Origin of the sequence: Methylomonas sp. LWB, from assembly GCF_001856095.1 — a bacterium.
Lineage (GTDB): Bacteria > Pseudomonadota > Gammaproteobacteria > Methylococcales > Methylomonadaceae > Methylomonas > Methylomonas koyamae_A.
On the sequence record NZ_MKMC01000034.1, the window covers coordinates 209,722 to 233,172 of the forward strand.

At 59.1% G+C, this 23,451-nt stretch carries 22 protein-coding genes; 11 read left to right on the plus strand and 11 right to left on the minus strand.

The genetic code is table 11. The annotated features are described in order from the left end of the window. Positions 1 to 85 precede the first annotated feature (85 nt). The 3 genes from BJL95_RS14785 to BJL95_RS14795 form a co-directional block, all read right to left on the minus strand. Positions 86 to 1,939, minus strand: coding sequence for a hypothetical protein (locus BJL95_RS14785; protein WP_071158995.1), 1,854 nt, complete (start codon positions 1,937 to 1,939; stop codon positions 86 to 88). Between the two features lie 47 nt (positions 1,940 to 1,986). Beyond that, a complete protein-coding gene (locus tag BJL95_RS14790; RefSeq protein ID WP_071158997.1) occupies positions 1,987 to 2,421 on the minus strand; it encodes a putative lipoprotein in 435 nt (144 codons plus the stop codon). Between the two features lie 434 nt (positions 2,422 to 2,855). Continuing rightward, complete coding sequence (locus BJL95_RS14795) at positions 2,856 to 5,243, minus strand: TonB-dependent siderophore receptor (protein ID WP_071158998.1); 2,388 nt, start codon at positions 5,241 to 5,243, stop codon at positions 2,856 to 2,858. Positions 5,244 to 5,854: 611 nt separating this feature from the next. On the opposite strand from BJL95_RS14795, the gene BJL95_RS14800 reads away from it, so the two are divergent. Then, positions 5,855 to 6,622, plus strand: a complete 768-nt coding sequence (locus BJL95_RS14800) for an exodeoxyribonuclease III (RefSeq protein ID WP_071159000.1) — start codon at positions 5,855 to 5,857, stop codon at positions 6,620 to 6,622. 53 nt (positions 6,623 to 6,675) lie between these two features. Further along, positions 6,676 to 7,224, plus strand: a complete 549-nt coding sequence (locus BJL95_RS14805) for a uracil-DNA glycosylase family protein (RefSeq protein ID WP_071159002.1) — start codon at positions 6,676 to 6,678, stop codon at positions 7,222 to 7,224. Here the strand turns inward: BJL95_RS14805 and leuA are convergent. Further along, positions 7,205 to 8,866, minus strand: coding sequence for a 2-isopropylmalate synthase (gene leuA / locus BJL95_RS14810; RefSeq protein WP_071159004.1), 1,662 nt, complete (start codon positions 8,864 to 8,866; stop codon positions 7,205 to 7,207). The two genes, BJL95_RS14805 and leuA, sit on opposite strands and share 20 nt — an antisense overlap. 159 nt (positions 8,867 to 9,025) lie before the next feature. Between leuA and BJL95_RS14815 the strand changes: the two genes are divergently transcribed. Then, complete coding sequence (locus BJL95_RS14815) at positions 9,026 to 9,499, plus strand: Lrp/AsnC family transcriptional regulator (protein ID WP_071159006.1); 474 nt, start codon at positions 9,026 to 9,028, stop codon at positions 9,497 to 9,499. 17 nt (positions 9,500 to 9,516) lie between these two features. On the opposite strand, the gene BJL95_RS14820 is transcribed toward BJL95_RS14815, so the two are convergent. Genes BJL95_RS14820 through rluD form a run of 3 tightly spaced genes read right to left on the minus strand, consistent with a single transcriptional unit; the run spans position 9,517 to position 12,045 of the window. After that, positions 9,517 to 10,389 carry a ZIP family metal transporter gene (locus BJL95_RS14820; protein ID WP_064030968.1) on the minus strand — a complete coding sequence of 291 codons (873 nt, stop codon included), beginning with the start codon at positions 10,387 to 10,389 and terminating at the stop codon, positions 9,517 to 9,519. Continuing rightward, on the minus strand, positions 10,386 to 11,114 hold the full coding sequence (gene pgeF, locus BJL95_RS14825; protein WP_071159008.1) for a peptidoglycan editing factor PgeF: 729 nt from the start codon (positions 11,112 to 11,114) through the stop codon (positions 10,386 to 10,388). The genes BJL95_RS14820 and pgeF overlap by 4 nt, the downstream gene beginning before the upstream one ends. Continuing rightward, positions 11,095 to 12,045 (minus strand): 23S rRNA pseudouridine(1911/1915/1917) synthase RluD, encoded by a 951-nt coding sequence (rluD, locus tag BJL95_RS14830; RefSeq protein WP_071159010.1) that lies wholly within the window; start codon positions 12,043 to 12,045, stop codon positions 11,095 to 11,097. The genes pgeF and rluD overlap by 20 nt, the downstream gene beginning before the upstream one ends. Before the next feature lie 82 nt (positions 12,046 to 12,127). On the opposite strand from rluD, the gene BJL95_RS14835 reads away from it, so the two are divergent. From BJL95_RS14835 to BJL95_RS14845, 3 genes are all read left to right on the plus strand, one after another. After that, positions 12,128 to 12,970, plus strand: coding sequence for an outer membrane protein assembly factor BamD (locus tag BJL95_RS14835; protein ID WP_071159012.1), 843 nt, complete (start codon positions 12,128 to 12,130; stop codon positions 12,968 to 12,970). Between the two features lie 4 nt (positions 12,971 to 12,974). Then, complete coding sequence (locus tag BJL95_RS14840) at positions 12,975 to 14,195, plus strand: hypothetical protein (protein WP_254786810.1); 1,221 nt, start codon at positions 12,975 to 12,977, stop codon at positions 14,193 to 14,195. Positions 14,196 to 14,404: 209 nt separating this feature from the next. Then, on the plus strand, positions 14,405 to 14,959 hold the full coding sequence (locus BJL95_RS14845; RefSeq protein WP_071159014.1) for a DUF2058 domain-containing protein: 555 nt from the start codon (positions 14,405 to 14,407) through the stop codon (positions 14,957 to 14,959). A gap of 4 nt (positions 14,960 to 14,963) precedes the next feature. Here the strand turns inward: BJL95_RS14845 and BJL95_RS14850 are convergent, their stop codons facing one another. After that, positions 14,964 to 15,929 carry an AraC family transcriptional regulator gene (locus tag BJL95_RS14850; protein ID WP_071159016.1) on the minus strand — a complete coding sequence of 322 codons (966 nt, stop codon included), beginning with the start codon at positions 15,927 to 15,929 and terminating at the stop codon, positions 14,964 to 14,966. 263 nt (positions 15,930 to 16,192) lie between these two features. Between BJL95_RS14850 and BJL95_RS14855 the strand changes: the two genes are divergently transcribed. Both BJL95_RS14855 and BJL95_RS14860 read left to right on the plus strand, forming a co-directional pair. Continuing rightward, positions 16,193 to 18,172: a TonB-dependent receptor gene (locus BJL95_RS14855; RefSeq protein ID WP_083386056.1), complete on the plus strand. Its 1,980-nt coding sequence runs from the start codon at positions 16,193 to 16,195 to the stop codon at positions 18,170 to 18,172. Positions 18,173 to 18,285: 113 nt separating this feature from the next. Next, positions 18,286 to 19,506 (plus strand): amidohydrolase family protein, encoded by a 1,221-nt coding sequence (locus tag BJL95_RS14860; protein ID WP_071159018.1) that lies wholly within the window; start codon positions 18,286 to 18,288, stop codon positions 19,504 to 19,506. Between the two features lie 2 nt (positions 19,507 to 19,508). Here the strand turns inward: BJL95_RS14860 and trmB are convergent, their stop codons facing one another. The 3 genes from trmB to BJL95_RS14875 form a co-directional block, all read right to left on the minus strand. Further along, a complete protein-coding gene (trmB, locus tag BJL95_RS14865; protein ID WP_064029247.1) occupies positions 19,509 to 20,198 on the minus strand; it encodes a tRNA (guanosine(46)-N7)-methyltransferase TrmB in 690 nt (229 codons plus the stop codon). A gap of 144 nt (positions 20,199 to 20,342) precedes the next feature. After that, the gene (locus tag BJL95_RS14870) at positions 20,343 to 20,666 is read right to left on the minus strand and encodes a hypothetical protein (protein ID WP_071159020.1); all 324 of its coding nucleotides are present in this window, start codon (positions 20,664 to 20,666) and stop codon (positions 20,343 to 20,345) included. A gap of 82 nt (positions 20,667 to 20,748) precedes the next feature. Next, on the minus strand, positions 20,749 to 21,846 hold the full coding sequence (locus tag BJL95_RS14875; RefSeq protein ID WP_071159022.1) for an AI-2E family transporter: 1,098 nt from the start codon (positions 21,844 to 21,846) through the stop codon (positions 20,749 to 20,751). 135 nt (positions 21,847 to 21,981) lie between these two features. Between BJL95_RS14875 and moaB the strand changes: the two genes are divergently transcribed. The 3 genes from moaB to BJL95_RS14890 are packed head-to-tail and all read left to right on the plus strand — an operon-like array spanning position 21,982 to position 23,451. Then, on the plus strand, positions 21,982 to 22,536 hold the full coding sequence (gene moaB / locus BJL95_RS14880; RefSeq protein ID WP_175463724.1) for a molybdenum cofactor biosynthesis protein B: 555 nt from the start codon (positions 21,982 to 21,984) through the stop codon (positions 22,534 to 22,536). Next, a complete protein-coding gene (locus BJL95_RS14885; RefSeq protein WP_071159023.1) occupies positions 22,533 to 22,913 on the plus strand; it encodes a DUF423 domain-containing protein in 381 nt (126 codons plus the stop codon). Before moaB ends, BJL95_RS14885 begins: the two co-directional genes overlap by 4 nt. After that, positions 22,906 to 23,451, plus strand: coding sequence for a phosphate-starvation-inducible PsiE family protein (locus BJL95_RS14890; protein ID WP_083386058.1), 546 nt, complete (start codon positions 22,906 to 22,908; stop codon positions 23,449 to 23,451). The genes BJL95_RS14885 and BJL95_RS14890 overlap by 8 nt, the downstream gene beginning before the upstream one ends.

Here is a 23,451-nt window from a genome sequence, read left to right on the forward strand (position 1 = left end):
GCGAGCATTCCAACTCCCGCCCACCCATCGACTGGGCTCGGAACGGGGTTTGGAATGCTCAACTGAGTTTTCTAGGCTGATCCACTCACTCCGCCGCCGCGTCGGCGAGCGCATCGGCGTCCGGTAACAAACCGGGAAACGAGCCTTTGCGGATGTTGAAAAACACCAGTTCGGGCAGACTGACGGCGGCGCCTTTGAGGCCGTTGCGCAGATTTCGGCCGCTGTCCCAGGGCCAGCTCAACAAGCCAACCGCCACCTGTCCGCCGGCGGCGGCCAGATTGAAGCCGGCCTGCAACGGCCGGGGCCAGACCGCATCCTGGGTGAAAAACACGAAGGCCGCATCGTCGCGGTGCCAAGCGTAGGTCGTTGAAGTCAGCGCATTGGATTCGCGTAACGCCACCCGCCAGGCCAGCTCGGTTTGGTATTGGCGGTTCAGTTGGCGTTCGCGATACGGCGGCAGGCGCTCGCTGGCAAGCACCCGATAATGGGCGCCAACGCTGTCGTAAGCCGCGAACGGAATCCGGTTGGCGCCGCTGTCGTCCAGATAGCCGCCGAGCAGCGCCCGCGAGGCATCGGCCAGCGCCTCGGCCGATCTCGCGCCGCCGGTTCGGCCGACCGTGGCGTTGAGCACCCGAAACAGCTCGGTCACGCAATTACGGCCGAGCAGGTCGTAACGGTACAACTCGGTCAATTGCGCGCGGTATTGGTTCAGGCGCCGTTCAGCCAGCGCCAGCTCGGCCGCCAGCTGCTCCGTTGCCAGCGGCAAGCTCAGCAATTCGGCGGCGGCGGGCTTGGCCGGCGTGGCTGTCAGTACCGCCAACGGTTTGGGCGGTGTTTGCCGCAGCGGCTCCGCGACTTGCAGCAGCGCGGTGGCGCCGCGTTCGATTTCGGCGTAACCGCGTTCGTCCAGCGCCTCGCCGTCCGTCAAACGGCGGCTGGCGGCGGCGAGCAAGGCCCGGCCGTATTGCAACGCGGCCGGTAAATCCGCTTCGGCCAAGGCCGGCGCGGATTCCCGTTGAAGGCTGCGATCCAACACGGTCAGTTCGCCGGACGCGATGCTGGCATCCAGCGCGTGCAGTCTGGCCATGCCGACCAGCAGCGGATAGCCCCAATCCGGCCGCCGGCTGTCGAGCAAGGTCAACAGATCGGCGATCAAGTTTTCCCGAAAGCTCGCCAAGGTCCGAATTTGCGCCGGGTTTAAGGCCAGCTCGGGCAAACGCGCTTGCAACAGCGTCTCCGGGCGCGGCGACAGGCCGGCTTGCAACACGTCGAGCGCGGCCAGATTCAGCAGTTGGTGTTCGTAACGTTGCCCGAAACTCAGTTCGCCGACTTCGAAGTGCTCGGCGGAGATCGGCGGATTTTGCGCGGGACGGGCCGGCGTCAGTGCATGCAGTTGTTCGCGAATCCGCCGCCGCTGAGCCGTTAAAAAGTCCGCGCCGTAACGGTCCGCCGCGAGTTGCCGCAACTCGGCCAGACGCGGACTGGGCCGATCCGCCGGCATCGCTTGGGCTGGGCGGTAGCGTTCCAGAAAATAGCCCAAGGCCTTCAACGCCAAACTCGGCCGGACCTCCTCCGGTTCGAGCAATCCTTGCAGCAAATCGCGGTCGGCCGCCAGCGCGCGCAAGCGGTCGAAATGCTGAGTCTGTATCAATTGCGTGCGGTTGAAGGCTTGTTGCAAGCCCTGGAAAAACACCTCGGATACGGGGATGTGGTGGCGGTAAATCGCGCGGTTTTCCTGAAAGCCGTAGGCAAAACGGAAGGCGGCGAAATCGTCGCGGTACAGGCGCAGCCAGCCCGGTTCGACATGCTGAAAGTGATAGACCGCGTCGTCCAGGCGAATCGCGGCGTGACCGCCGCTGGCGCTGCCTTCGTTGGCTTCGATGTACAGAAACTCGAACTCGCGGGCCGGCGCCGGCGCGGTGATTGCCAGGCAGATCAATGCCGCCGCCCAGCTTCGGCGGCGTCTTAAGCCAACGTCGCGGCGATTTATTTTTTCAGCCCGTCTTCGATCGCCTGTTTCTTCATCGGGTCCTTGCCGCTCAGGCTTTCGGTGAAGGCGGAGATTTGCGGCTTGCCGAGATCGGCTTTTTTCAAGCCGCGGCCTATGCCCAGATAACTATGACGGTCGGCTTCCCAGTTGCTGATGCCGTATTTGTCGGCCAGTTCGCCGACGTGGGCGCGGAAGGTATCCAGCGAGCCGGACGAGCCGACCACGAATTCGGCGGTGTAGTCGGCGACCGAGTCTTCGAACTTTTCCTGGTCGGTGCGAGACGAGTCGGAACTGGAGCTGATCGGGCTGGACGCCATATCGGATACGCTGCCGGAGCTGTCCGACGAGCTTTTCGAACTGTCGGAGAACGAACAGGCTGCCAACAGGCAGGCGGTCAGGCTGGACAAAATCAATGCTTTTACGGGTGTCATTTGCGGGTCATCCCAGATTGCCGGAGTGGCCGCCAGTATACCGGTTGGCTCGGCAGGATTTAAGCCCTCTGGTGAAAGTCGCGGGAGCCGGCATCAATGCAGGCCGTAGGGCAAGACCGGGTTTTCGCTACCCTCGCCCCACCCGTGCAGGTTACGCAAGAACGCTCCGGAAAGGTGTCGAGGAGCGATAGGTCCTTGATCCGGAGGCAATGCCGTTAAATTAAGCGCGGTTCCAGCCAACGCCAGCGGCAGGCTGAACCGCAAGCCGCTGGCTCAACCATAAGCCGCTGGCTCAACCATAAGCCGCTGGCTGAGCGGAGTCGAAGCCAGCCGTTCACTTCTACTTCGCTTAGCGAACGGATTAACTGCACGACATCGCTCCCGGAAGGGCTATTCGAACTGTTACGGCAACGACAACAGGGGTGTCTTCGGCCTTAGTATCGGATGGTAACTCCGACGTAGGCCGAGCGGCCCAGTCCGGCCACGTTGCGGCCCCACGGCACGGTAACGTTGGATGCGGCGGTCGGGTTCATGCCGTAACGGTCGCCCAAATAGCTGCCGGCCAGCGGTTGGTAGTATTGCTTATCCAGCACGTTATCCAGACCGATGTCGAAGCGGACCTTGCCCCATTCGTAACCGGTGCGGGCGTTCAACAGGATGTAGGACGGCGTGGTGGTTTCGTTGCGGATGGCTTGCACATCGTCCTTGCCGTCGACAAACTGCATTTCGATCGCGCTTTGCCAGCTTTGCAAACGGTGATCCAGGCTCAACTTCATGTTGAACGGCATGATGTGATAGAGATTGCCGCCGTCCATGCGTTCGCCGCGCACATAACTCATCGTGGTGTGAGTAGCGAATTCGCCCACGTTATTGTCTTTATACAAGCGGGTCCGGCCTGAGACATCCACGCCCCACAAGCGAGCATCGTGGTTGGCGAACTTCAGGTAGACGAAGCTATTGGTCGCGGTTTGCGGGGCCGTACCGCAACCGGCCGCGGTACCCGGCGTGCCGGAGCAGCGGTCGGCGTCTATAAAGTTATTGACGTAGCTGATGTACGGCGTGGCGCTGATTTCCCACAAGTTATTGGCCGGTTCGTGAAAGGCGGCGGTCAGGCTGACGGTATGGGCGGTTTCCTCGGTCAGATTCAGATTGCCGGTGTAGCCGTTGCCGTCGCCGAACCAGCCTATCATTGCCATGTCCATTTTGCGCGGCCCCCAAGTGTAAAGCTCGTACATGTTCGGCATCCGGTTTTTGCGGGCGTAACCGAATTCGAACTGGCTCATATCGTTGTGGGTGTATTGCAATAGGGCCGTGATGTCGTAGGTGTCGAAATTGCGCTCCTTGTCGCGGGCATTGAAGGCATTCGCGGCGTTCAGCGCGGTGATCGCGCCGGCCCGGTCTATCGAGAACGTCGGCCCGGTATTCAACAGGTCGGGATTATAAGGGTGGACGTTTTCGGCATTCATGTTGGTGTGGTCGTAACGCAAGCCCAGCAAGCTCTTCCAATGATCGTCCCAACGCGCTTCCCATTCGCCGAAAAAACCGACTCGGTCGCGCACGCCGTTGTGAATGTTCAACATCGCTTCCGGCGCCATCATCCAGTAAGCGCTACGGGCATCGTTGTTGTTGGCCGCGATGGCGGTATCGCCATGCACCGCCGGCCAATAATCGTTGATTTTATTGCCGTGAAATTCGTTGCCGACCCGGAAGGTATCGCGCTTGTTGAACGGAATCTCGGCCATGATTTTATAACCCAGATTGCGGCCACGGGTTTCCATCGGCATGTAGTCGTTGGGTGGCGCGAAAGTACCGCCCGAGACCGAGCCGTCCAGGAAGTGATTGTGCTTGTCCTCGCCGATGTCCATGCTGTGCTGGGTGCTTTCGTAGTAAAACCGGCTTTCCAGCGTGCCCCAGTCGAATTCGCCCTTGTGGCTGATATTGCCGAAGATGCTGTCGTTATTGGTCAAGTCCATCCGTTGATTGGGAAAACCCTGAAACGGAATATGCTGTTGGCCGCCGCGTATCACCAGCAAATGCTTGTCGAATTTGAACGACAGCGCCGCCGAGTGGTTTTGGTTTTCGTAGGCGGTGGAACTGACGATGTTGCCGTTACCGTCGTTGTAATTCATGCTCTCGGTGTGCGAACCGGTGTATTCCAGTCGAGCGTATTGGTTGGCCACCGCGGCGGCGATGCTGCCGCCGAACGCGTCGCCGTTGCTGCGGTAAAACGCCGAGGCACTCCCTTCCAGCAGTATATCCTTACCCGGTTCGGCGAACACCGGGTCCGGGGTTTTAACCGAGATAGTCCCGCCCAAACTGTCGCCGCCGAGACTGACCGGCGAGATACCGGTCAGAATCGTGATTTTGCCGATATTGCTGCGGTCGATGTAGGACAGCGGCGGATTCATGTGGTTGGCGCAGGCGGCGGTCAAGGTCATGCCGTTGATGTCTATCTTGACCCGGTCGTCGTTCAAGCCGTGAATCGCCGGCAGGCTGGACACGCCTCCGGCACCGTACAGACTGACGCCGGGCGTGTCTTCCAACAGTTTGGCGGTATCGCTGATCGCGGCGCGCTTGCTGGTGACGATGTCGGCTTCCATTTCCGACGCGCTCAAGGCTTTGACGCTGGGGAATTTGTCGGTGACGATAACTTGTTCGAGCACGGTCTCGCCGGGCATTACCGGTTCGGCGACGGTTTCCGCAGTCGTCGCGACTAGCGGTAACCAGCCGAGTGCGATACCCAGTGCGGACGGGAATAATCTCCGTGAGGTTTTACGTTGCGAATCACAATGAACGGGAGATGGATAAGCTGGAATGTTCATGATCTGGTCCTTGTCTCGGGGCCTGGAAACAGCGGCTGTCTCGCGTCAAATCGCGACGGAATCCACGTCTAATGATGAGTTTTGGATGACGCGTCCGCGTGGTTCCCAAACGATTGGAATAAAGCGGTCTCCACTTGCCGCCGGGCGGGGTGAAGACAATCGGACAGCTAAAGCTGCCTTAAACTAACGTTAGCCGATTACTGGCGAATTTCCACACGTTTTTAACGTAATTTCATTCAAAAACCTCCTCCTGCGACAATAAGACACACTAACGCTATACATAGGCCGACAGCTTGCCTAGCGTCGCGTCGCCGACGACTAGCCGCTGGTTGCAATAATGCAACGGCAGGAACGTGTCGCTATATTTGTATATTAATATTTTCTAATATTAGACCAATATGCCGCATGCCGCCACCTTGAAGAAACAAAAAGTCTGGCTACCTCGTGATTGTCAGACGAAGCGCGTTGCACAACCCGAATCGACGAGACCGATGGACCGCCGACAAGCCGAAGCTAGGCTAGGCTAGGCTAGGCCATGCCACTTCCGCCTGGCTTCCGCCCGCTACAGCCCTTAAAATAGGCCGATCTTCAACCGCCCTGGCTATTTACCGATGAAAATCGTCTCCTGGAACGTCAACGGCATCCGTGCCGTGCAAGGCAAAGGTTTTGCCGAAACCCTGGCTCGAATCGACGCCGATTGCATATTGCTCCAAGAAACCAAGGCCCAGGAAGACCAGGTCGCCCAAGCCTTGGCCGGCATAGCCGGTTACCACGTTCACGCCAACTCGGCCGAACGCAAGGGCTATTCCGGCGTCGCGCTGCTATGCCGACGGGAGCCATTGCAGATTCTGCGCGACATCGGCCAAGCCGAGCACGACCTGGAAGGCCGGGTCATCGCCGCAGAGTACGAAGGCTTTTATTTGGTCAACGTCTACGTACCCAATTCCGGCGACGGGCTGTCCCGGCTGGAATACCGGCAGACCTGGGATCGTGCCTTCGGCGATTATCTGGCCGACTTGCAAAGCCGCAAGCCGGTCATCGTCGGCGGCGACTTCAACGTCGCCCACCAAGCCATCGACATTGCCCGGCCCAAAGCCAACTACAACAAGTCGGCCGGCTACACCCAGGCCGAGATCGACGGCTTCGGCGGCATTCTGGCGCGCGGTCTGGTCGACAGCTTCCGCCATTTCCATCCTGACCAAGTGGCTTACAGTTGGTGGAGTTACCGCGCCAACGCCCGCGAAAAGAACATCGGTTGGCGGATCGATTACCTGTTGGCCAGCGAGCCGTTGCTGCCCGGCATCCAAAGTGCTTTCATCCTGCCGGAGATTACCGGCTCCGACCACTGTCCGGTCGGCATCGACCTTCAACTGGCTTGAGCGCGCTGCACGAGCATAGGGCAGCCTTATTGGCGTGCCGGCGCTGTCCGGACATGGTCGGCCCGGTGGTTTGTTGTCAGCCGGTGGTGTCGAAGGTGATGCTGATCGGCCAAGCGCCGGGCGGTAAGGAAGGCCAGTTCGGCAAACCGTTCGCCTGGACCGCCGGCAAAACCTTATTCGGCTGGTTCGGCCGCTTGGGCCTAAACGAAGAGCAGGTTCGGCAACGGGTGTACATGGCGGCGGTGTGCCGCTGCTTCCCCGGCAAACAGGCCGGCGGCGGCGACCGGGTGCCGAACCCTGCCGAAATCGACCATTGCTCGACGTGGCTACGCGCCGAAATCGAATTATTGCAGCCACAATTGATTATTCCGGTCGGCAAATTAGCGATCCGGCAATGGCTGCAGGCCGATAAGCTCAACCAGGTGATCGGCAAGCAATTTCAGGTCGACGCCTACGGCCACGGCGCCGACCTGATCCCGCTGCCGCACCCGTCCGGCGCCTCGACCTGGCACCGGACCGAGCCGGGCATCAGTTTGCTGGCCCGGGCGTTGGCGGCAATCGAACGCCACCCGGCCTGGCAAGCTATTCGGCCACACGATTGATGCAGCTGACGAGCGCCTTGAGCGAGGCCGTGACCAAGTTGTTGTCGATACCGACCCCATAGCCAGTGCGCGAGTCCGGCCCGGCCAGTTCGACGAAGGCGCAGGCCTGAGCATCGCCGCCGTGGCGGCTGGGGCCGAGCGAGCGTTCTTCGTAACTGCGGATGGTGACAGCGTAATCCAGCGCCGCCAACGCGGCGACCCCCGCATCCAACGGGCCGTTGCCTTCGCCGGCCACGCAGCGGGTTGCGCCGTGCCATTGCATTTCCAATTCAATTCGCTGGCCACCATCGATTTCGGCTAAACGGTGGCCGAGGTAACGGAGCGGCCCGCCATCCGTCAAATAAGTCGCGTTGAACAAACGCCAGATTTGCGCGTGGCCTATTTCGCCGCCTTCCGCATCCGCTTGGCGTTGAACCACTTGCGCGAATTCCACCTGCAACCGGCGCGGCAACACCAGGCCGTAGTGGCTTTCCAGTAAATGGGCAACGCCGCCCTTGCCGGACTGACTATTGACCCGGATCACCGCGTCGTAGCCACGGCCGACGTCGGCCGGATCGAACGGCAGATACGGCACGTTCCAGTAAGCATCCGCCGTTCGCGCGGCAAAGCCCTTGTTGATCGCGTCCTGATGCGAACCGGAAAACGCCGTGAACACCAAGTCGCCGGCGTAAGGCTGGCGCGGCGGCACCGTCAAACCGGTACAAGCTTCGAAACTACGCGCGACGGCGTCGATGTCGGAAAAATCCAGGCCCGGCGCGATGCCCTGGGTGTACAAATTCAAGGCCAAGGTCACCAAGTCGACGTTGCCGGTACGCTCGCCGTTGCCGAACAAGCAGCCTTCGACCCGTTCGGCGCCGGCCATCATGGCCAGTTCGGCGGCGGCCACCGCGGTACCTCGGTCGTTGTGCGGATGCACGCTCAGCACCACGCTGTCGCGGCGGACGATGCGGCGGTGCATCCATTCGATCTGGTCGGCGTAGACGTTCGGCGTCGCCACTTCCACCGAGGACGGCAGGTTCAAAATGATCTTGTTATCCGGTGTCGCGCCCCAGGCTTCGACAACGGCGTCGGCCACCGCCAGCGCGTAATCCAGCTCGGTGGCGGTGAACGTTTCCAGGCTGTATTGCAAGCGCCAGTCGGTACCGGGTTGTGCGGTGGTCAACTCCTTGACCAAGAGCACTGCGTCTACCGCCATCGTCAGCACTTGGGCTTTGCTCATGCCCAATACCAGCTCGCGGAACGGTTGTGAGGTGGCGTTAACGATATGCACGATGGCGCTACGAGCGCCGTGCAAGCTTTCGATGGTGCGGCGCAACAGCGGCGCGCGGGCGTGACTGAGCACTTCTATCGTCACGTCGTCCGGGATTCGGTTTTCGGTAATCAGTTGGCGGACGAAGTCGAAATCGGTCTGCGACGCCGACGGGAACGCCACTTCGATTTGCTTGAAACCGATACCGCACAAAGTCTCGAACAATCGCAGCTTACGTTCCGCGTTCATTGGCTCGAACAGGGCTTGGTTGCCGTCGCGCAGATCGGTGCTCATCCAAATCGGCGGCCGGGTAATGACGCGGTCGGGCCATTGCCGGTCCGGCAAGACTACCGGCGGGAAGGGTCGGTACTTTAAAGAAGGGTTGCTTAGCATCGCTGGTCTCCTGTGTTTCGGTTGGCGATACGATAGGCCAAACCGACGCGCAGGCGATTGCGTTGTTAATCTTACTTTGACGAAAATTTAAATGAATATTGCCAAAATATTTTTATATATTTAAATTAATTGCGTCATTTTAAATATTAGCGAAATTTCATGGAATTGGATCGTTACGGCCGACAAATATTGACCATCCTGCAAAGCGATGGCCGGATCAGCAATCAGGAATTGGCCGACCGCATCGGCCTATCGCCGTCGCCGTGTCTGCGCCGGGTGCGGGTGCTGGAAGAAGGCGGCCTAATCCTAGGCTACCGGGCGATTTTGGACGCGAAGGCCTTGGGCTTGAGTCTGACCGTCTTGGTCCAGATTTCGATGGACCGACATACCCCGGAGCGATTCGCCACCTTCGAGGCGGCGGTCGCCGAGATCCCGGAAGTCATGGAATGCCTGCTGATTACCGGCCAGGCCGCCGATTACCAGCTCAAGGTCGCGGTCAAGGACTTGGACGCCTACCAGGAGTTGCTGCTGAAACGCATCACCGGCATTCCAGGCGTCAGCGGCGTGCATTCCAGCTTCGTGCTGCGCCGGGTAACGGACCGCACCGCATATACGTTGGCCGCGGCGGAATAAAGCCGCTGAATCAGGCTCTAATCCGCGCGTTCCGAACTCGTTGCAAGCGGATGGGCGACTATTTTCGCTTCGTAGCGGTGAGCGATGTTTTGCATCGTCAAAATCAACACCACGCCGGCCAGGATGAAGCCGATTTGCTGCAGCGATGCCTTGCTGTCGGTCTTGCGATGCAGCGACGGAATCAGATCGGCCACAGCAATGTAGATAAAACTGGAGGCCGCCAGGGTTAGGAAATACGGCAGGATGTGATGCAGATCGCCCAGGCTGAAATAGGCCAGTATCCCGCCGATCACAGTGGTCAGGCTGGCGAGCATATTGTAGAACAAGGCTTTGCGGCGGGTGTAGCCGCTGTGCAGCAGGATGGCGAAGTCGCCGACTTCCTGCGGAATTTCATGAGCGGCCACGGCCAGGCTGGTGACGATGCCCAGTTGGGGATCGGTCAGAAACGCCGCGCCTATCAGTACGCCATCGACGAAATTGTGGATGCCGTCGCCCAGGATGATGAACATCCCGGCCACCCGGCGCCCGTGGTCTTCGCCGGCCGGATGACCGTGTTCGTGGTGGTCGTGCGAATCTTCGCCGTGCGCTTCGCAGGCATGGGAATGACAGTGGCGCCACACCAACAGCTTTTCCAACGTAAAAAAGCCGAGGATGCCGGCCAGAATGGTGGCGGACAATCCGGCAATGTCTTGCCGCGCCACGTCCTCGAAGGCGTGCGGAATCAATCCGCAAAACGCGCCGGTCAGTAAAGCGCCGATCGCGAAACTGATGCCGTGCGGCAGCACTTGCTGACGCGCGCGTTCCGGCAACAGCAAGAACACGCTGGCGGCCAACACGCTGAGCACGCCGCCGATGGCGGTAAAAATCACGATCAACAGCAGCGTGTTCAAACTTCTCTCCAAATCAGACTGGCCATCCGGCCGGTCGCGGCGCCGTCGCGGCGGTAGGAATAAAATCTGCCTGCATCGGCGTAGGTACAATAATCGCCGCCGTAGACTCGGCCGACACCCAGCGCCGCCAGTTGCCGGCGAGCCAGTTGGTAAATATCCGCCAACCATTTGCCGGTGCCACATTCGGTAAAGGCCACGGCGCTGCCGTTGTCTTCAGCTAAAAAAGCGTCGCGGACATCGTCGCCGACCTCGAAATGCGCCGGCCCGATCGCCGGACCCAGCCAAACCGTGACGTCCGAGCAGTCCATCGCCGCCAGCGTTTGTTTGACGACGCCGGCCCGCAGACCGCGCCAGCCGGCATGGGCGGCGGCAATGACCCGTCCGCCGTCGCCGCAAAATAACACCGGCAGGCAGTCGGCGGTCAACACCGCGCAGACGGTGGCGCCACGGTTGGTGAAGCTGGCGTCGGCTTCCGGCACGCCATCGACTTGATCGGCCTTGACCACGGTCACGCCGTGAACCTGTTGCAACCAGACCGGCTCGGCCGGCAAGGCCAACATATCGCGGATGATCGCGCGATTCGCGGCGACCGAGCCCTGATCGTCGCCGACATGACCGGCAGGATTCAAGCTGGCAAAACCGCCGACGCTGACTCCGCCGCTCCGCAGCGTAACGGCGGCGCGTACGCCGACGGGCAGCGGCCAATCAGGCTTGATCCAGCTCATTCTCGGCCAACAGCTTCAGCAGATTTTGCATATCGTCCGGCATCGCCACGGACCATTCGCAATAATCGCCGGTTTCCGGATGTTCCAGACCCAGCTTGGCGGCGTGCAAGGCTTGGCGCTTGAAGCGGCGCAGCGCTTCGGCCAAGTCCGGATTGCATTCGGCCGGCATTTGGAAGCGGCCGCCGTAAACTTGATCGCCGACCAACGGATAATTGATGTGCGCCATGTGTACCCGAATCTGATGGGTGCGGCCGGTTTCCAGTTTGACCCGAATCAACGTGTGGCGCTTGAAGCGTTGCTCGAGACGGTAATGCGTGATCGCTTCCTTGCCGTCGCGCCGCACCGCGTTGCGCTTGCGCTCGACAGGATGACGCCCGATCGGTTCGTCGACGGTGCCGCCGGCGGTCATCCAGCCCTTCACCAACGCTAGATATTCGCGTTCTATGCTGCGTTCCTGCAATTGCTCGACCAGACTGTTATGGGCTTGTAAGGTTTTGGCGATCATCAGCAAGCCGCTGGTGTCCTTGTCGATGCGATGCACGATGCCGGCACGCGGCAGTACGGCCAGATTCGGTTCGTGGTGCAGCAAGGCATTGACCAGCGTGCCGCTCCAGTTGCCGACCGCCGGATGCACGACCAGTCCCGCCGGTTTGTTGACGATCAGCAACGAGTCGTCTTCGTGAACGATGTCCAACGGAATGTCTTCGGCGTTGTCTTCGATGACGATCTCGGCTTCGGCATCCAGCTCGACTTCCTCGCCGCCGTCCAGCTTTTCCCGCCCCTTCAGCACCTCGCCGTCCACCAGCACCCGGCCGGCCTTGATCCAGGTTTGCAATTTGCTGCGCGAGTAATCCGGAAAAATCTCCGCCAGACACTGGTCCAAGCGCATACCCGCCAGTTCTTCGGGAACTCTAGCCGTCAATATCGTCATAGTCGTTTTTAAGTTATACTCGCGGCATTAGGCCGCCAAAAGCTGCAAAAAACCTGCAATATTACAACGTGTTGATAAACGCATGCGACTTCTTTTAGTAAAAACCGTTTTTGTCGCCGCCCTGGTCGGTTCGCTGCCGGGCTGCGAGACGCTGGAAGCCTTCTCGAGTAACAAGGATAAATCGCAGGAAGAAGAATACGCCGGCTGGGACGACAAAACCTTCCACGAAAAAGCCAAGGAAGCGCTGGACAACAAGAATTATCAAAAGGCCGTGACCTTGTACGAGGCACTGGAAGCCCGTTATCCGTTCGGCGATTACGCGGCGCAAGCCCAGCTCAACGTCGCTTACGCCTATTACAAGAACGACGATCCGGAAGCGGCGATCGCGGCGGCGGACCGCTTCATCAAGATACACCCGCGCAATCCGCATGTCGATTACGCCTATTATCTGAAAGGCCTGATCAACTATAACCGGGGGATTGGCTTCATCGACCGCTTTTTGCCGACCGATTCGTCGCAGCGCGATCCCGGCAACGCCAAGGATGCCTACGATAATTTTCAGGAATTGATCCGCCGCTTTCCCAGCAGTCAATATGTCGATGACGCCAAACTGCGGATGGTGGCCTTGCGCAACAACATGGCGATGTACGAAATTCACGTCGCCGACTTTTACATGCGCCGCAAGGCTTACGTCGCCGCGGTCAATCGCGCCAACCACGTCGTCAAGGAATTCCAACGCACGCCGGCGGTACCGTTCGCGCTGCAGATCATGCAGGACGGCTACCGGAAACTCGGCATGGACGATTTGGCCGCCGACGCCGAACGCGTGTACCAAATGAACTATCCCAACGGCGCGCCGGTCGCCAACTACAAGGAGTTGAGCACGATGGAGCAAGTCTGGGACTCGCTGGGTCTGGACAAGTAAGCGATTGGCCCGCGTACCGAAAACCACCCTCCCCATTCTGCTCTGGCTAAGTTGCTGTCACACGGCCGCATTGGCCGCTCAGCCGCTGTTTCAAAACCGTTTCTTCACGCTGTCGCAGGGTAACGAGTTGCTATGCGCGACCAGCGAGCAACAATTCCTGCCGATCGACCGGCTGGCCGAGGTTATCCAGTTTTACGAAGCCGGACATCCCGATTTGCGCGGCCAAGCTGTGGCGGTGTTGACCGATCACAAAAACCCGGAGCGTCTGGACGATTTAAGCGACTACCGCGCGGCTTGCACCGGCCAGCCCGGCGGCGACTTATGCGTGTTGGAGAAGTACTGGGGCGACCATGAAGCGGCTTGGCGGGCGCTGGCGCTGTTTTACGACACCAAGACCGTCGTCAAGCACGCCGAAGATCCCAATTATTTGATCAAACCATTTAGCGCTGATCATCTGCGGATTTTCGAGAAAGCCGTCCGTAAGATTCCGGCGTTTTTGCGGCAAACGATCAGCAAGGCCAAACCGGTCGAAAAACTCGAACAGGAAATCGCCGATCAGCCGGCGGCGATGCAAGCCTTGATCCGCGACGCCTACCAGGAAGATTACGACACCAGCATCTGGCAGGCCGACCACACCCATCCGTTGACTTTGGTGCCGGGCATCGGCTTTCGTTCGCAAACGGTGGCGCAAGTGTTCAGCGGCCAGAATCTGATCGTATTCACGGTCAAGGCCTTCGACAACGGCAAGGAAGGCTCGGTCTACCGCGACATCGGCGTCGAATATCTGGTGGATTTTCGATTGCCTATCGTGGTCCACGAAATCGCCCATACCATCGATAACTTCCATTTTTGGAACGGCGAGGACGACCTGTATTTTTTTTACAAATACCGCAAGATTTCCAACGACGCACAAACCCTAAAAATCATCGCCGACGCCAAATTGGCGCTGTGGCCGTCGAAATGGTTCGAAGCCTTCGAATTTCTGGCCGAGGTCAACGACGGCCGTTACGACGGCAACGTCCAGGAAAAACTGGCGGAACTGGTCGCCCAATACATACTGATTCCGGAACGCTTGCAACAAAGCGCGCCGGCCGCCTACCTATGGTTGCGCGACGACGTGTTTCGCGGCATCGAATATCAAGGCTACGATCGCTGCCCGACTCCGTTGACCAAGCCGATTTCCTGGTGGCAGCGTTATGCCAGCGGCAAGCTGCTGGGACGGTGACAGTCTGGTATGCTTGCCCCTCGACCAAGCCGGCGACTTAGGATGTACGCCTATCTCCGGGAGGCTGTTATCGGCTGTATATCGGAAAATAGACAAACGCGACACCTATCGAAGCGATCCGACTTAGCCGGACAACTTCCGCGGCGAGTCGAGCGACGGCGAGCGATACCTGATGCCGCCGGATTTAATTAACGAAGACGCCTGACACCATGAAAAAACCGCAACTCAATCCGCTGCAAGCCCAACTGCTGAAATCCGGCCTGGCCAACGACGCCAAGGCTCGCGAGGTGAAGGCCGAGAAACGCAAGCAAGACAAACTGAAACGCAACAACGGCGTGGAAATCGTCGACGAGATCAAGCTGAGCGCCGAACAGCAACGGCAACAGCAAATCGAGCGCGATCGGGAACTGAACCGCCAACGTAAAATGGCCGAAGAACAAAAAGCGCTGGCCGCCCAGATCAGACAAATCGTCGAAATGAACCGTATCGCTCAACAAGCGGACGGCGTGGCGTACAACTTTACCGACGACGGCAAGGTGAAGTCGGTGTATGTCTCCGACAAAGTGCGGACGGCTCTGGTGAACGGCCGGGCCGGCATTGTCCGCGTGGACAATCGCTACGAGATCGTGCCGGCCGAGGTCGCCCGAAAAATACAGTCCAGAGACGCCGGCCCTATCGTGGTTTTGAACCAAGCCACTCAGGACTTGCCGGCGGAGGACGATCCTTACGCCGCGTATCAAATCCCCGACGACTTGCTGTGGTGAAGCCTTAATCGCGTTTGGCGATGCGTTTGGGCGGATAACCGAAATAGCGAGTGAAAGCGGTGCTGAAATTACTGGCGTGGTGATAGCCGACCAACTCCGCAATCAAGCCGATGGGCTGACGGCCCGCCTCCAGCAAACGGTGCGCTTCGCGCATCCGAATCTCCAGTAACATGCCGTAGGGCGTCGTTTCGAAATAGCGATGGAACAATTGCTTGAGCTTGCAGGGATTGGTGGCTAGCCGACGCGCCAGCTCCTCGACGGTCGGCGGATCGACAAATTCGGCGTACAAAATATCACGCGCCTGATGGGCGATTTCCCGGTCGCGTAGACCGCCTCCGGCAACATCGGGGACTTCGCCGAACAAGTGATCCAATTCAGCCGCGAGTATCGCCAAAGCCTGACCGTGCCGAAACATGGATTTGGCGGGCGAAGACACCGGGCAACGCAACAGGGCATGCGCCGCGGTCAGGCCGGCGCTCGAAATCGGCCTGAAGCTGACTTGCCGGGTACGAGCGGCCGGCTCGAACAAGGTCGGCAGCTTGTCCGCGCCGAAGGCCTGAGCCAACCAAGTCATGTTAACCGCGAAACGCAATTGGGTGACCACTTGATCCGCCGCGTATTCCCTGACGCCTTCGGAGGCGTTAAAAATCGTCACCGACGTATAACCTTCGCGAAAGACAATACTTTCGCCCTGCGTGGGGGTATAGCGCGACTGCCCTTCCAGCGCCAAAGTCACCACCATGCGCGGCTCCGCCGCGTCGGTACGCGCCCAAACCGCAAGATCGCGACTGGGCCGGTAGCGGGTTTCGATGTAATTCAACGCGGGCGCCAAGGAATAAACGCTGGAAACCCCTAGCCCGAGATTGTCCGGCAATCGGCTGAGCGCGCAGTTGTCCTCCGCCGAAAAATCGGCCGGCAAATCCTGGCTATCGATACGCCAGCAAGCGGAAGAGTGGGCGTTGCGGTTCATAAGGCAATTGCACAGTGGGCTAATTCCGAGCAAAAGCAATTTATACGCCATTGCGTCCACGACCCGAGCTCGCCGAGAAATTCACCCAATGCAGCGAGGAACATATTAATATCTATGTTATATAACTCAATTTATTATTTAAATCGCGCCATATCCCAGCTTAATTAAAGAGTTCGTTTTTAATATAAAAAAATCCGTTTTGCATAAAATAGATTTTAATTTGCCGAATATATTGGGAGCTTGTTTTTTGTTTGGAACACGCCATGCCTACTCCCGCCATTCTTCGCAAAACCCTGTTTTTAGCACTTAGCCAATCGCTAATCAGCACGGCGACAATCGCCGATCAGAAGCCAGAGGAATTAACCGGCACCGAGGTCATCGCCGACCCCATCATCGAAGAGAATCATGTCGACGAGTTTTCCAACGTGTCGGCGGTCACTACCGAAGACCAGATTCGCGACCAGAACGCCGTCGACCTGGCTTCTGCGCTAAAGCGCACGCCGGGCGTGCAGATTTCGCGCTACAACCCGGTCGGCGCGTTCGGCGGCGATCAAGGCGGCGCGGTGGCAATCCGCGGCCAAGGCGCCGGCCGTCCCGGTAGCGAGATCAAGACCTACATCGACGACATCCCGATGTATATGGCGACCTGGAACCACCCCTTGCTGGATTTGCTGCCGGTCAACGGCATGCATTCGATCACGGTCTATAAAGGCCCGCAGCCGCATATCAACGGCAACAACTTCGGCTCGATCAATCTGCGGACCAAGACTGCGGTCGAAGACGGATTGCACGGTAGCGGCCGTTTGTCGGGCGGTTTTTTCGGCACCATCATCGAACAGGCCGACGTACAGGGCAAATACGGCGACTTCGACTTTTCGGTGGCGCAAGGCTACGCCAAGTCGGACGGCAACCGCCAAAACGGCTACGGCGAATTGCGCAATGTACTGGGCAAGGCCGGCTATCAATTCAACGCCAACTGGCGCTCGGACGTGACCTTTTTGTACGCCGACAACCGCGCCGGCGATCCCGGTCAATACGGGGTGACAGCGCCGATCGGCGAATACGACACCGTGGCCGGCATGGTGGCCGCCAGCCTCAGCCATCAGCACGGCAGTTGGCAGGGCAAATTCACGCTGTACCATAACGGCGGCGACGGCAATTGGCTGAACCAGGGCGTTTACTGGTCCGGCTGGACCGGCGCGGCATTCGCTTCCGCGCCGCGCGCCCGCTCCAATTTGTTGTCGCAATACAGCATGGACGGCTTCCGCTGGAAGGAGCAATTTTCGCCTTGGCAGGGCGCTACATTGCTGGCCGGCATCGACAACGAATGGCTGAACGGCAAGATCAATAACTTGATTCCGGGTTCGGACGAGCAAATTTATCAGTTCACGACGCCAACCTTCCGTTTGACCACGCCTTACGTCGCGCTTAGCCACGATCTGGTGCTGAACAAGGACTGGACCTTGGTACCTTCGATCGGCGTGCGCTTTTACGACCATAGCCATTACGCTTCCAAGGTTTCGCCGCATGCCGGCTTGTCGTTGGTCTCCGAGAACTTGACCTTATTCGGCAACGTGTCCAACGGCGTCAATTATCCGGGCATCGACGCCGCCGCGAATTCCGGCGCGCTGGCTAACGTGCCGTTCTTCAGCTTCTCGCCGCAAGGCTGGCAAGGCTTGGCGCCGGAAAGTGTCGATCACGCCGAAGTCGGTTTGAAGGCATCGCCGTTCAAATCCACCCAAATCGATTTGAGCTTTTTTATCGACAACGTCAAAAATCGCTATGTGTTCGACGTCAGCCAAGGCGCTTATCTAAACTATGGCGCGTATTGGATGCGCGGCCTGGAAGCCTCGATCAAACAGGAATTGGTCGCCGACTGGAGCTTGTTCGCCGGCTTGACCTTGCTGAATCCCAGCATCGAGAATCTACCTTACACGCCGGAGCAAGCGGTCACCGCCGGCATCAACGGCCCGATCGGCCCGTTGCGCTTCTCCTTCGATTTGCAATACCAATCGCGCACCTGGGCGCTGAATCGTAGCCGCAACATCAGCGACGTGAACACCCAACGCGTCGAAGCCTTCACGGTCGCCAATACTCGGCTGGCGCTGCCCATCTCCGAGCTGGGCAAAAAGGGCGAAGTGTTTGTCAGCGTCGAAAACTTGTTCGACAAACGCTATGTCTATCGTCCCGGCTATGAAATGCCGGGCATCTGGGGCCAGGTCGGCGTCGCCGCCAGTTTCTAAACTACGCTGCCTGGAGCGGCCGGTCGCCGCCCTAGGCAGCGTTTCCGCCCGCCGAGCCGGATATAAGGCTCGGCGCCTGGGCTCAAGCACATTAACCACCGCAGCCTGATTCGATGACCACATCCACCGGATTTTCCATACCCACCGCTTCGCTGGCGACAGCGTTGACCCTCGCATTGACGGCGCCGAACGCCGCTGCCGATCAAGCCTTGTTGATCCGCGCCGCGCGGATTTTCGACGGCTATACCGTGCATACCCATGCCGCGGTTCGGATTGAACAAGGCCGGATCGCCAAACTGGATAGCGCGGAAGCGGTGCCCGCCGACGGAGCCAAGGTTCTGGAACTAGGCGACGCCACGCTGTTGCCGGGACTGATCGAGTTGCACGCCCATCTCACTTATCGACAAGTGCCGGCCGACACGGTACTGAGCCACGGCATCACCACGGTGCGCGATGTCGGCGGCCCTTTGCATCCACCTTACGGTGGCGACGGTCATCTAAGACTCATGACGTCGGGGCCGATTATCACCGCGCCGGCCGGCTACCCTATCCCCAGCCTCGGCGAGGCCGACATTGCCATTCCGGTCGGCGACGAGCAACAGGCCAGGGCGACGGTCCGTGAGCTGGTCGCCGGCGGCGCCGTCGTGATCAAGGTGGCTCTGGAGCCCGGCGGCGAAACCGGCGCCCCCTGGTCGAACCATCATGCGCACGGACACGCTCACCAGCACGACAAGACTCACTCGGCTGCGGCGAAATCCTGGCCGATGTTGACCCCGAACATTGTCAAAGCCATCGTTACCGAAGCACACGCGCTGAATCGGAAAGTCACGGCCCATCTGGCCGAGCCGCGCGGCGCGCAAATTGCGTTGGAGGCCGGCGTCGACGAATGGGCGCACACGCCTTGCGAAGAGCTGCCCGAGGCCCAACTAAGGCGCGCCGTCGCTCAGGGCGTCAAGATGGTTTCAACGATAGATACCTTGGCGCAGTGCGCCGGTGTCGCAAAAAATGCCAGCCGCTTCGCGGCGCTGGGCGGCGAATTTTTGTACGGGGCGGAAATCGCCCATCCCGACATTCCTTGGGGCATAGACGCTCAGGAATTGCTGTACTTACGGCACCTTGCCGGCATGGATGCACTGGAAGTCCTGCGCACCGCCACCTCCAAGGCGGGTTTACATGTAAACCAAGCCTTGCTCGGCAGTTTAATGCCGGGGGCACCGGCCGATTTGATCGCGGTGCGCGGCGATCCCACCGAGAATCTGAAATTGCTGGAATATCCGGATTTGGTGATTTCCGGCGGCAAGCTCGTGGTCGACCGGTTTAGCGACGCTCACTAAACTCAAATTTTGGTGAAGATTAAGTCCCAAACCCCGTGACCCAGTCGAAGGCCGCGATTCTCGAACTTGGTGAGCGGCCGATAGTCCGGGCGCGGACAATAATCACCGGTCGGGCTGGCATTGTTCAATCCGGCATCGGCCGATAGCGTCGCCAACATGTCTTTTGCGTATTCCCGCCAATCGGTCGCGGCGTGAAAGTAAGCGCCGGTCGCCAATTTCCGGTTCAGCAACGCTAAAAAACTCGGCCGAACGATGCGCCGCTTATGGTGGCGACGTTTATGCCAAGGGTCGGGAAAAAACAGATGTACGCCCGCCACGCAACGGTCCGGAATCTTCCGTTCCAAAATCTCGATCGCATCGTGATGATAAATCCGCACATTCGCGATGCTCCGCTGCTCCAGCAACATCATCAAATGGCCGACGCCGGGCCGGTGCACTTCGATACCAAGATAATTCAAATCGGGATTGGCTTCGGCCATCGCCGCCAAACTGTCGCCATTGCCAAACCCGATTTCGACAATCAGCGGCGCGGACCGGCCAAAGATCTGCTCGGCGTTGAATTCCGCATCGGGTGACAGACAGTATTTATCCCAATGGCTTTCCAAGGCCAACTTTTGGCCGGCGGTAGCTCGGCCTTGGCGACGAATAAAACTTTTGATGTGGGCGGGGTCGATTTTTTGGAGAACGGTCATCAGTCAAAAACCAAAGTCAGCCGCGTCGATCACGGGCTAGGTGATGTGTGGAAAGTAAAATTAGCGGCGGTAATTATCCGATTTGGCAGTGGCTTTTACTATGGAAATCTGCCTCCATGCTCAAAGACGTGCTCGACTAGCAGACTAGTCCAGACTTAACGTCTCTAGTCTGACTCGCGCCGCTTTACCGAACTCGCTGTCCGCTTCATCGACGGCAATTCGTTGCAGCACGGTGCGACTCGGGTTTTCCAACAAGGCAATCGCTCTTAACCTGACCGAGGCGTGATGCGCCCGCAACGCGGCCAGCTCGGTCAGATAGGCGTTGCCGCGGCCCACCAGTTTTAGAATCACCCGTTCGGGATCTTCGGTCATCAGGTCGCGGACCAATTCGCCGTATTGTTCCTGCAAGCGAATCAGCTCCCGGCGGTCGAGTTTTTTCGGTTCGGTCGGATCGTCGCGACAGGCCATGGGAGTCGTCTTTTGGCAAACAGGTCGAATGGATATGCAAGCGCGATTGTAGAGGGCCGACGCCGATCTGAACAGTCGCGGCTTAAGCCTGGTCGTCTCCAGCCTCGCGAGGCGGCTTGTCGGATTCGGCAAGCGTTTCCTGTTCGGTGCGGATCAACCAATCCAGCAACAACGCATAACTGGTGGCCAATAGCGTCGGCCCCAGAAAAACCCCGATAAAGCCGAATGCCAACAAACCGCCGAAAATGCCGAACACAATCAAAACAAACGGCAGTTCGACCTCCCGACTGATTAGCAACGGCCGCAACCAGTTATCGATGGTACCGACGAAGGCCAAAAACCAGACCGCGATAAAGATGGCCCAGCCGGTTTCGCCTTCCGCCAATAGCCATAACGAGATCGGCAGCCAAACCACGGTGCCGGCGGCCGGGATGATCATCAAAAAGAAAGCGAACACGCCCAACACGAAGGCGTAAGGCACGCCGGCAATCACAAAGCCCAGCATCGACGCCAGCGCTTGAACCAGCGCGGTGCCAAGTATGCCGTAAACCACGGCCAGCAAACTGCTGCGAACGATGTGCAGAATCCGCTGGGTGCGTTCGCCGGCCAAACGCTCGACGGCGATCACCACATGGCCGGCGACATGCTCGCCGTCGCGATAGAAGAAAAACAACACCAGGATGCTCAAGCCCAGATGCAGCAATTCGCCGGCCAGACCGATGCTTTGTTGCAACAGCCAGCCGCCGGCGCCGAGGGCGTATTGACGGGCAAAATTGACGATGCGGCTGGAATCTTCGCCGAAGGCCTGCCAACTATCGGCCGCACTGTCGCCGATCAACGGCAAGCCGCGCAGCCAAACCGGCGGCGCCGGCCATTCGTGAGCGCTCTGGTTCAACCATTGCAACATCCGATTGATGTCATCGGTAAATGTAAAACCCGCGGCGGCAAACGGCGTCAGCAACAGCGCCCCTATCGGCACCACCATCGCAATCGCGGCCCGGTTGGCGCTCAAATTCCAGCTCCGCAAACGGCTGTACAGCGGCCAAGTCACGTAACAAAGGATTGCCGCCCACAACAGGTCGAAGAAAAACGGCCGCAACACTTGATAGCAAGCGAACAACAGCAGACAGAACGCGGCCAGACTGGCCAGTTTTTCGTAGCGGGAATTGGGCGGAAGCATGGCGGACTCGGATGCGACGAGGGCATTGAAGGGCCGTCAATCGGCGGAATCGACAGCATAGCCGATTTTGATGACCAGGCATTCGCCAAATGCACACGGGAACGTCGCTTGCAGTGCCGGCGCGGGTTTCTTAGAATGCGGGACCATTGCCAATCCGGAGCAGGCGCCGTGACCGACAGCAGAGCATTCATTCCAATCAATATCGCGATATTGACCGTGTCCGATACCCGCACCGAGGCGGACGACGTGTCCGGCAAAACCTTGGTGGACGGCTTGCTGGCCGCCGGCCACAATCTTCACGAGAAACGCATCGTCCCCGACGATATTTATCGAATTCGCGCGGCGATCAGCCACTGGATCGCGGATGCCGACGTCAACGCCGTGATTACCACCGGCGGCACCGGCATCACCGGCCGCGACGGCACGCCGGAAGCGGTCAAGCCACTGCTGGACAAGGTCTTGGACGGTTTCGGCGAAGTGTTCCGGATGATTTCCTACCAGGACATCAAAAGCTCGACAGTACAATCGCGGGCACTGGCCGGCGTTGCCAACGCCACTTACATTTTCTGCGTGCCCGGCTCGTCCGGCGCCTGCCGCACCGCCTGGGACGCGCTGATCAAAGACCAACTGGATTACCGCACCAGACCCTGCAATCTGGTGCAATTGATGCCAAGGCTGTTGGAGAAATGAGCCAACGCCGGTTTTTGTTTTATGCGGCGATTTGCGGTTTCCTCGGCGTCGGCCTGGGCGCGTTCGGCGCGCACGGGCTGAAAAACGTCTTGTCCGAACACGGCTTGGACATCTACAAGACGGCGGTAAGCTACCACATGTGGCATACGCTGACCTTGGCGCTGGTCGGTGTGATGCCGGAACACCGCTATTTGCGCTGGGCGGGCTGGAGCTTATTGATCGGCATCGTTTTGTTTTCCGGCAGTTTGTATCTGTTGGCGATTTTTAATCTAAGCTGGTTGGGCATGATTACGCCGTTCGGCGGCGTCGCGTTTTTACTGGCTTGGGCGGCCATCGCCAAAGCAGCACTACAATACTCTGGAGGTTCCGATGGATAAACCGCCCGTTCGCCCGAGTTCACCGGCGCCGGCGTCCGCTCCCCGCCCGACCGGCGGCAGAAATTCCCGCGACGGCGACGGCGAAGTCAAATTGCCGCCGCCGGTAGAGGACGCGATGATCAAAATCTTGCACGCGGTGATCCATTTCGCGGTGCGCATTCTCGCGGTGTTGATGGTTTTGGTGATACTTTGGGGCGTCGCCGACGTCGCCTACGTGATGTTTCAAAAACTGGTCGAAGCGCCGTTCATGATGCTGACCGTCTCCGACATCCTGGTGATTTTCGGCTCGTTCATGGCGGTGCTGATCGCGATTGAAATCTTCGTCAACATCACCGTTTACATCAAACACGACGCATTGCCGATCAAAATGGTGATCGCTACCGCGTTGATGGCCGTGGCCAGGAAGGTCATCATGCTGGACTTCAAGGAACTCGAATGGCATTACATCGTCGCGATCGCGACGGTGATCCTGGCCTTGGGCTTGACCTATTGGCTGATTTCTCCTAAACCCCAACCGGTGAAAACCGACGACCGATAA

Coding starts and splice junctions, on each gene's coding strand:
- BJL95_RS14790 (WP_071158997.1), bottom strand. CDS start 2,421: ATGACACCCGTAAAAGCATTGATTTTGTCCAGCCTGACCGCCTGCCTG.
- BJL95_RS14795 (WP_071158998.1), bottom strand. CDS start 5,243: ATGAACATTCCAGCTTATCCATCTCCCGTTCATTGTGATTCGCAACGT.
- BJL95_RS14800 (WP_071159000.1), top strand. CDS start 5,855: ATGAAAATCGTCTCCTGGAACGTCAACGGCATCCGTGCCGTGCAAGGC.
- BJL95_RS14805 (WP_071159002.1), top strand. CDS start 6,676: ATGGTCGGCCCGGTGGTTTGTTGTCAGCCGGTGGTGTCGAAGGTGATG.
- leuA (WP_071159004.1), bottom strand. CDS start 8,866: ATGCTAAGCAACCCTTCTTTAAAGTACCGACCCTTCCCGCCGGTAGTC.
- BJL95_RS14815 (WP_071159006.1), top strand. CDS start 9,026: ATGGAATTGGATCGTTACGGCCGACAAATATTGACCATCCTGCAAAGC.
- pgeF (WP_071159008.1), bottom strand. CDS start 11,114: ATGAGCTGGATCAAGCCTGATTGGCCGCTGCCCGTCGGCGTACGCGCC.
- rluD (WP_071159010.1), bottom strand. CDS start 12,045: ATGACGATATTGACGGCTAGAGTTCCCGAAGAACTGGCGGGTATGCGC.
- BJL95_RS14835 (WP_071159012.1), top strand. CDS start 12,128: ATGCGACTTCTTTTAGTAAAAACCGTTTTTGTCGCCGCCCTGGTCGGT.
- BJL95_RS14845 (WP_071159014.1), top strand. CDS start 14,405: ATGAAAAAACCGCAACTCAATCCGCTGCAAGCCCAACTGCTGAAATCC.
- BJL95_RS14850 (WP_071159016.1), bottom strand. CDS start 15,929: ATGAACCGCAACGCCCACTCTTCCGCTTGCTGGCGTATCGATAGCCAG.
- BJL95_RS14855 (WP_083386056.1), top strand. CDS start 16,193: ATGCCTACTCCCGCCATTCTTCGCAAAACCCTGTTTTTAGCACTTAGC.
- BJL95_RS14860 (WP_071159018.1), top strand. CDS start 18,286: ATGACCACATCCACCGGATTTTCCATACCCACCGCTTCGCTGGCGACA.
- trmB (WP_064029247.1), bottom strand. CDS start 20,198: ATGACCGTTCTCCAAAAAATCGACCCCGCCCACATCAAAAGTTTTATT.
- BJL95_RS14870 (WP_071159020.1), bottom strand. CDS start 20,666: ATGGCCTGTCGCGACGATCCGACCGAACCGAAAAAACTCGACCGCCGG.
- BJL95_RS14875 (WP_071159022.1), bottom strand. CDS start 21,846: ATGCTTCCGCCCAATTCCCGCTACGAAAAACTGGCCAGTCTGGCCGCG.
- moaB (WP_175463724.1), top strand. CDS start 21,982: ATGCGGGACCATTGCCAATCCGGAGCAGGCGCCGTGACCGACAGCAGA.
- BJL95_RS14885 (WP_071159023.1), top strand. CDS start 22,533: ATGAGCCAACGCCGGTTTTTGTTTTATGCGGCGATTTGCGGTTTCCTC.
- BJL95_RS14890 (WP_083386058.1), top strand. CDS start 22,906: ATGGATAAACCGCCCGTTCGCCCGAGTTCACCGGCGCCGGCGTCCGCT.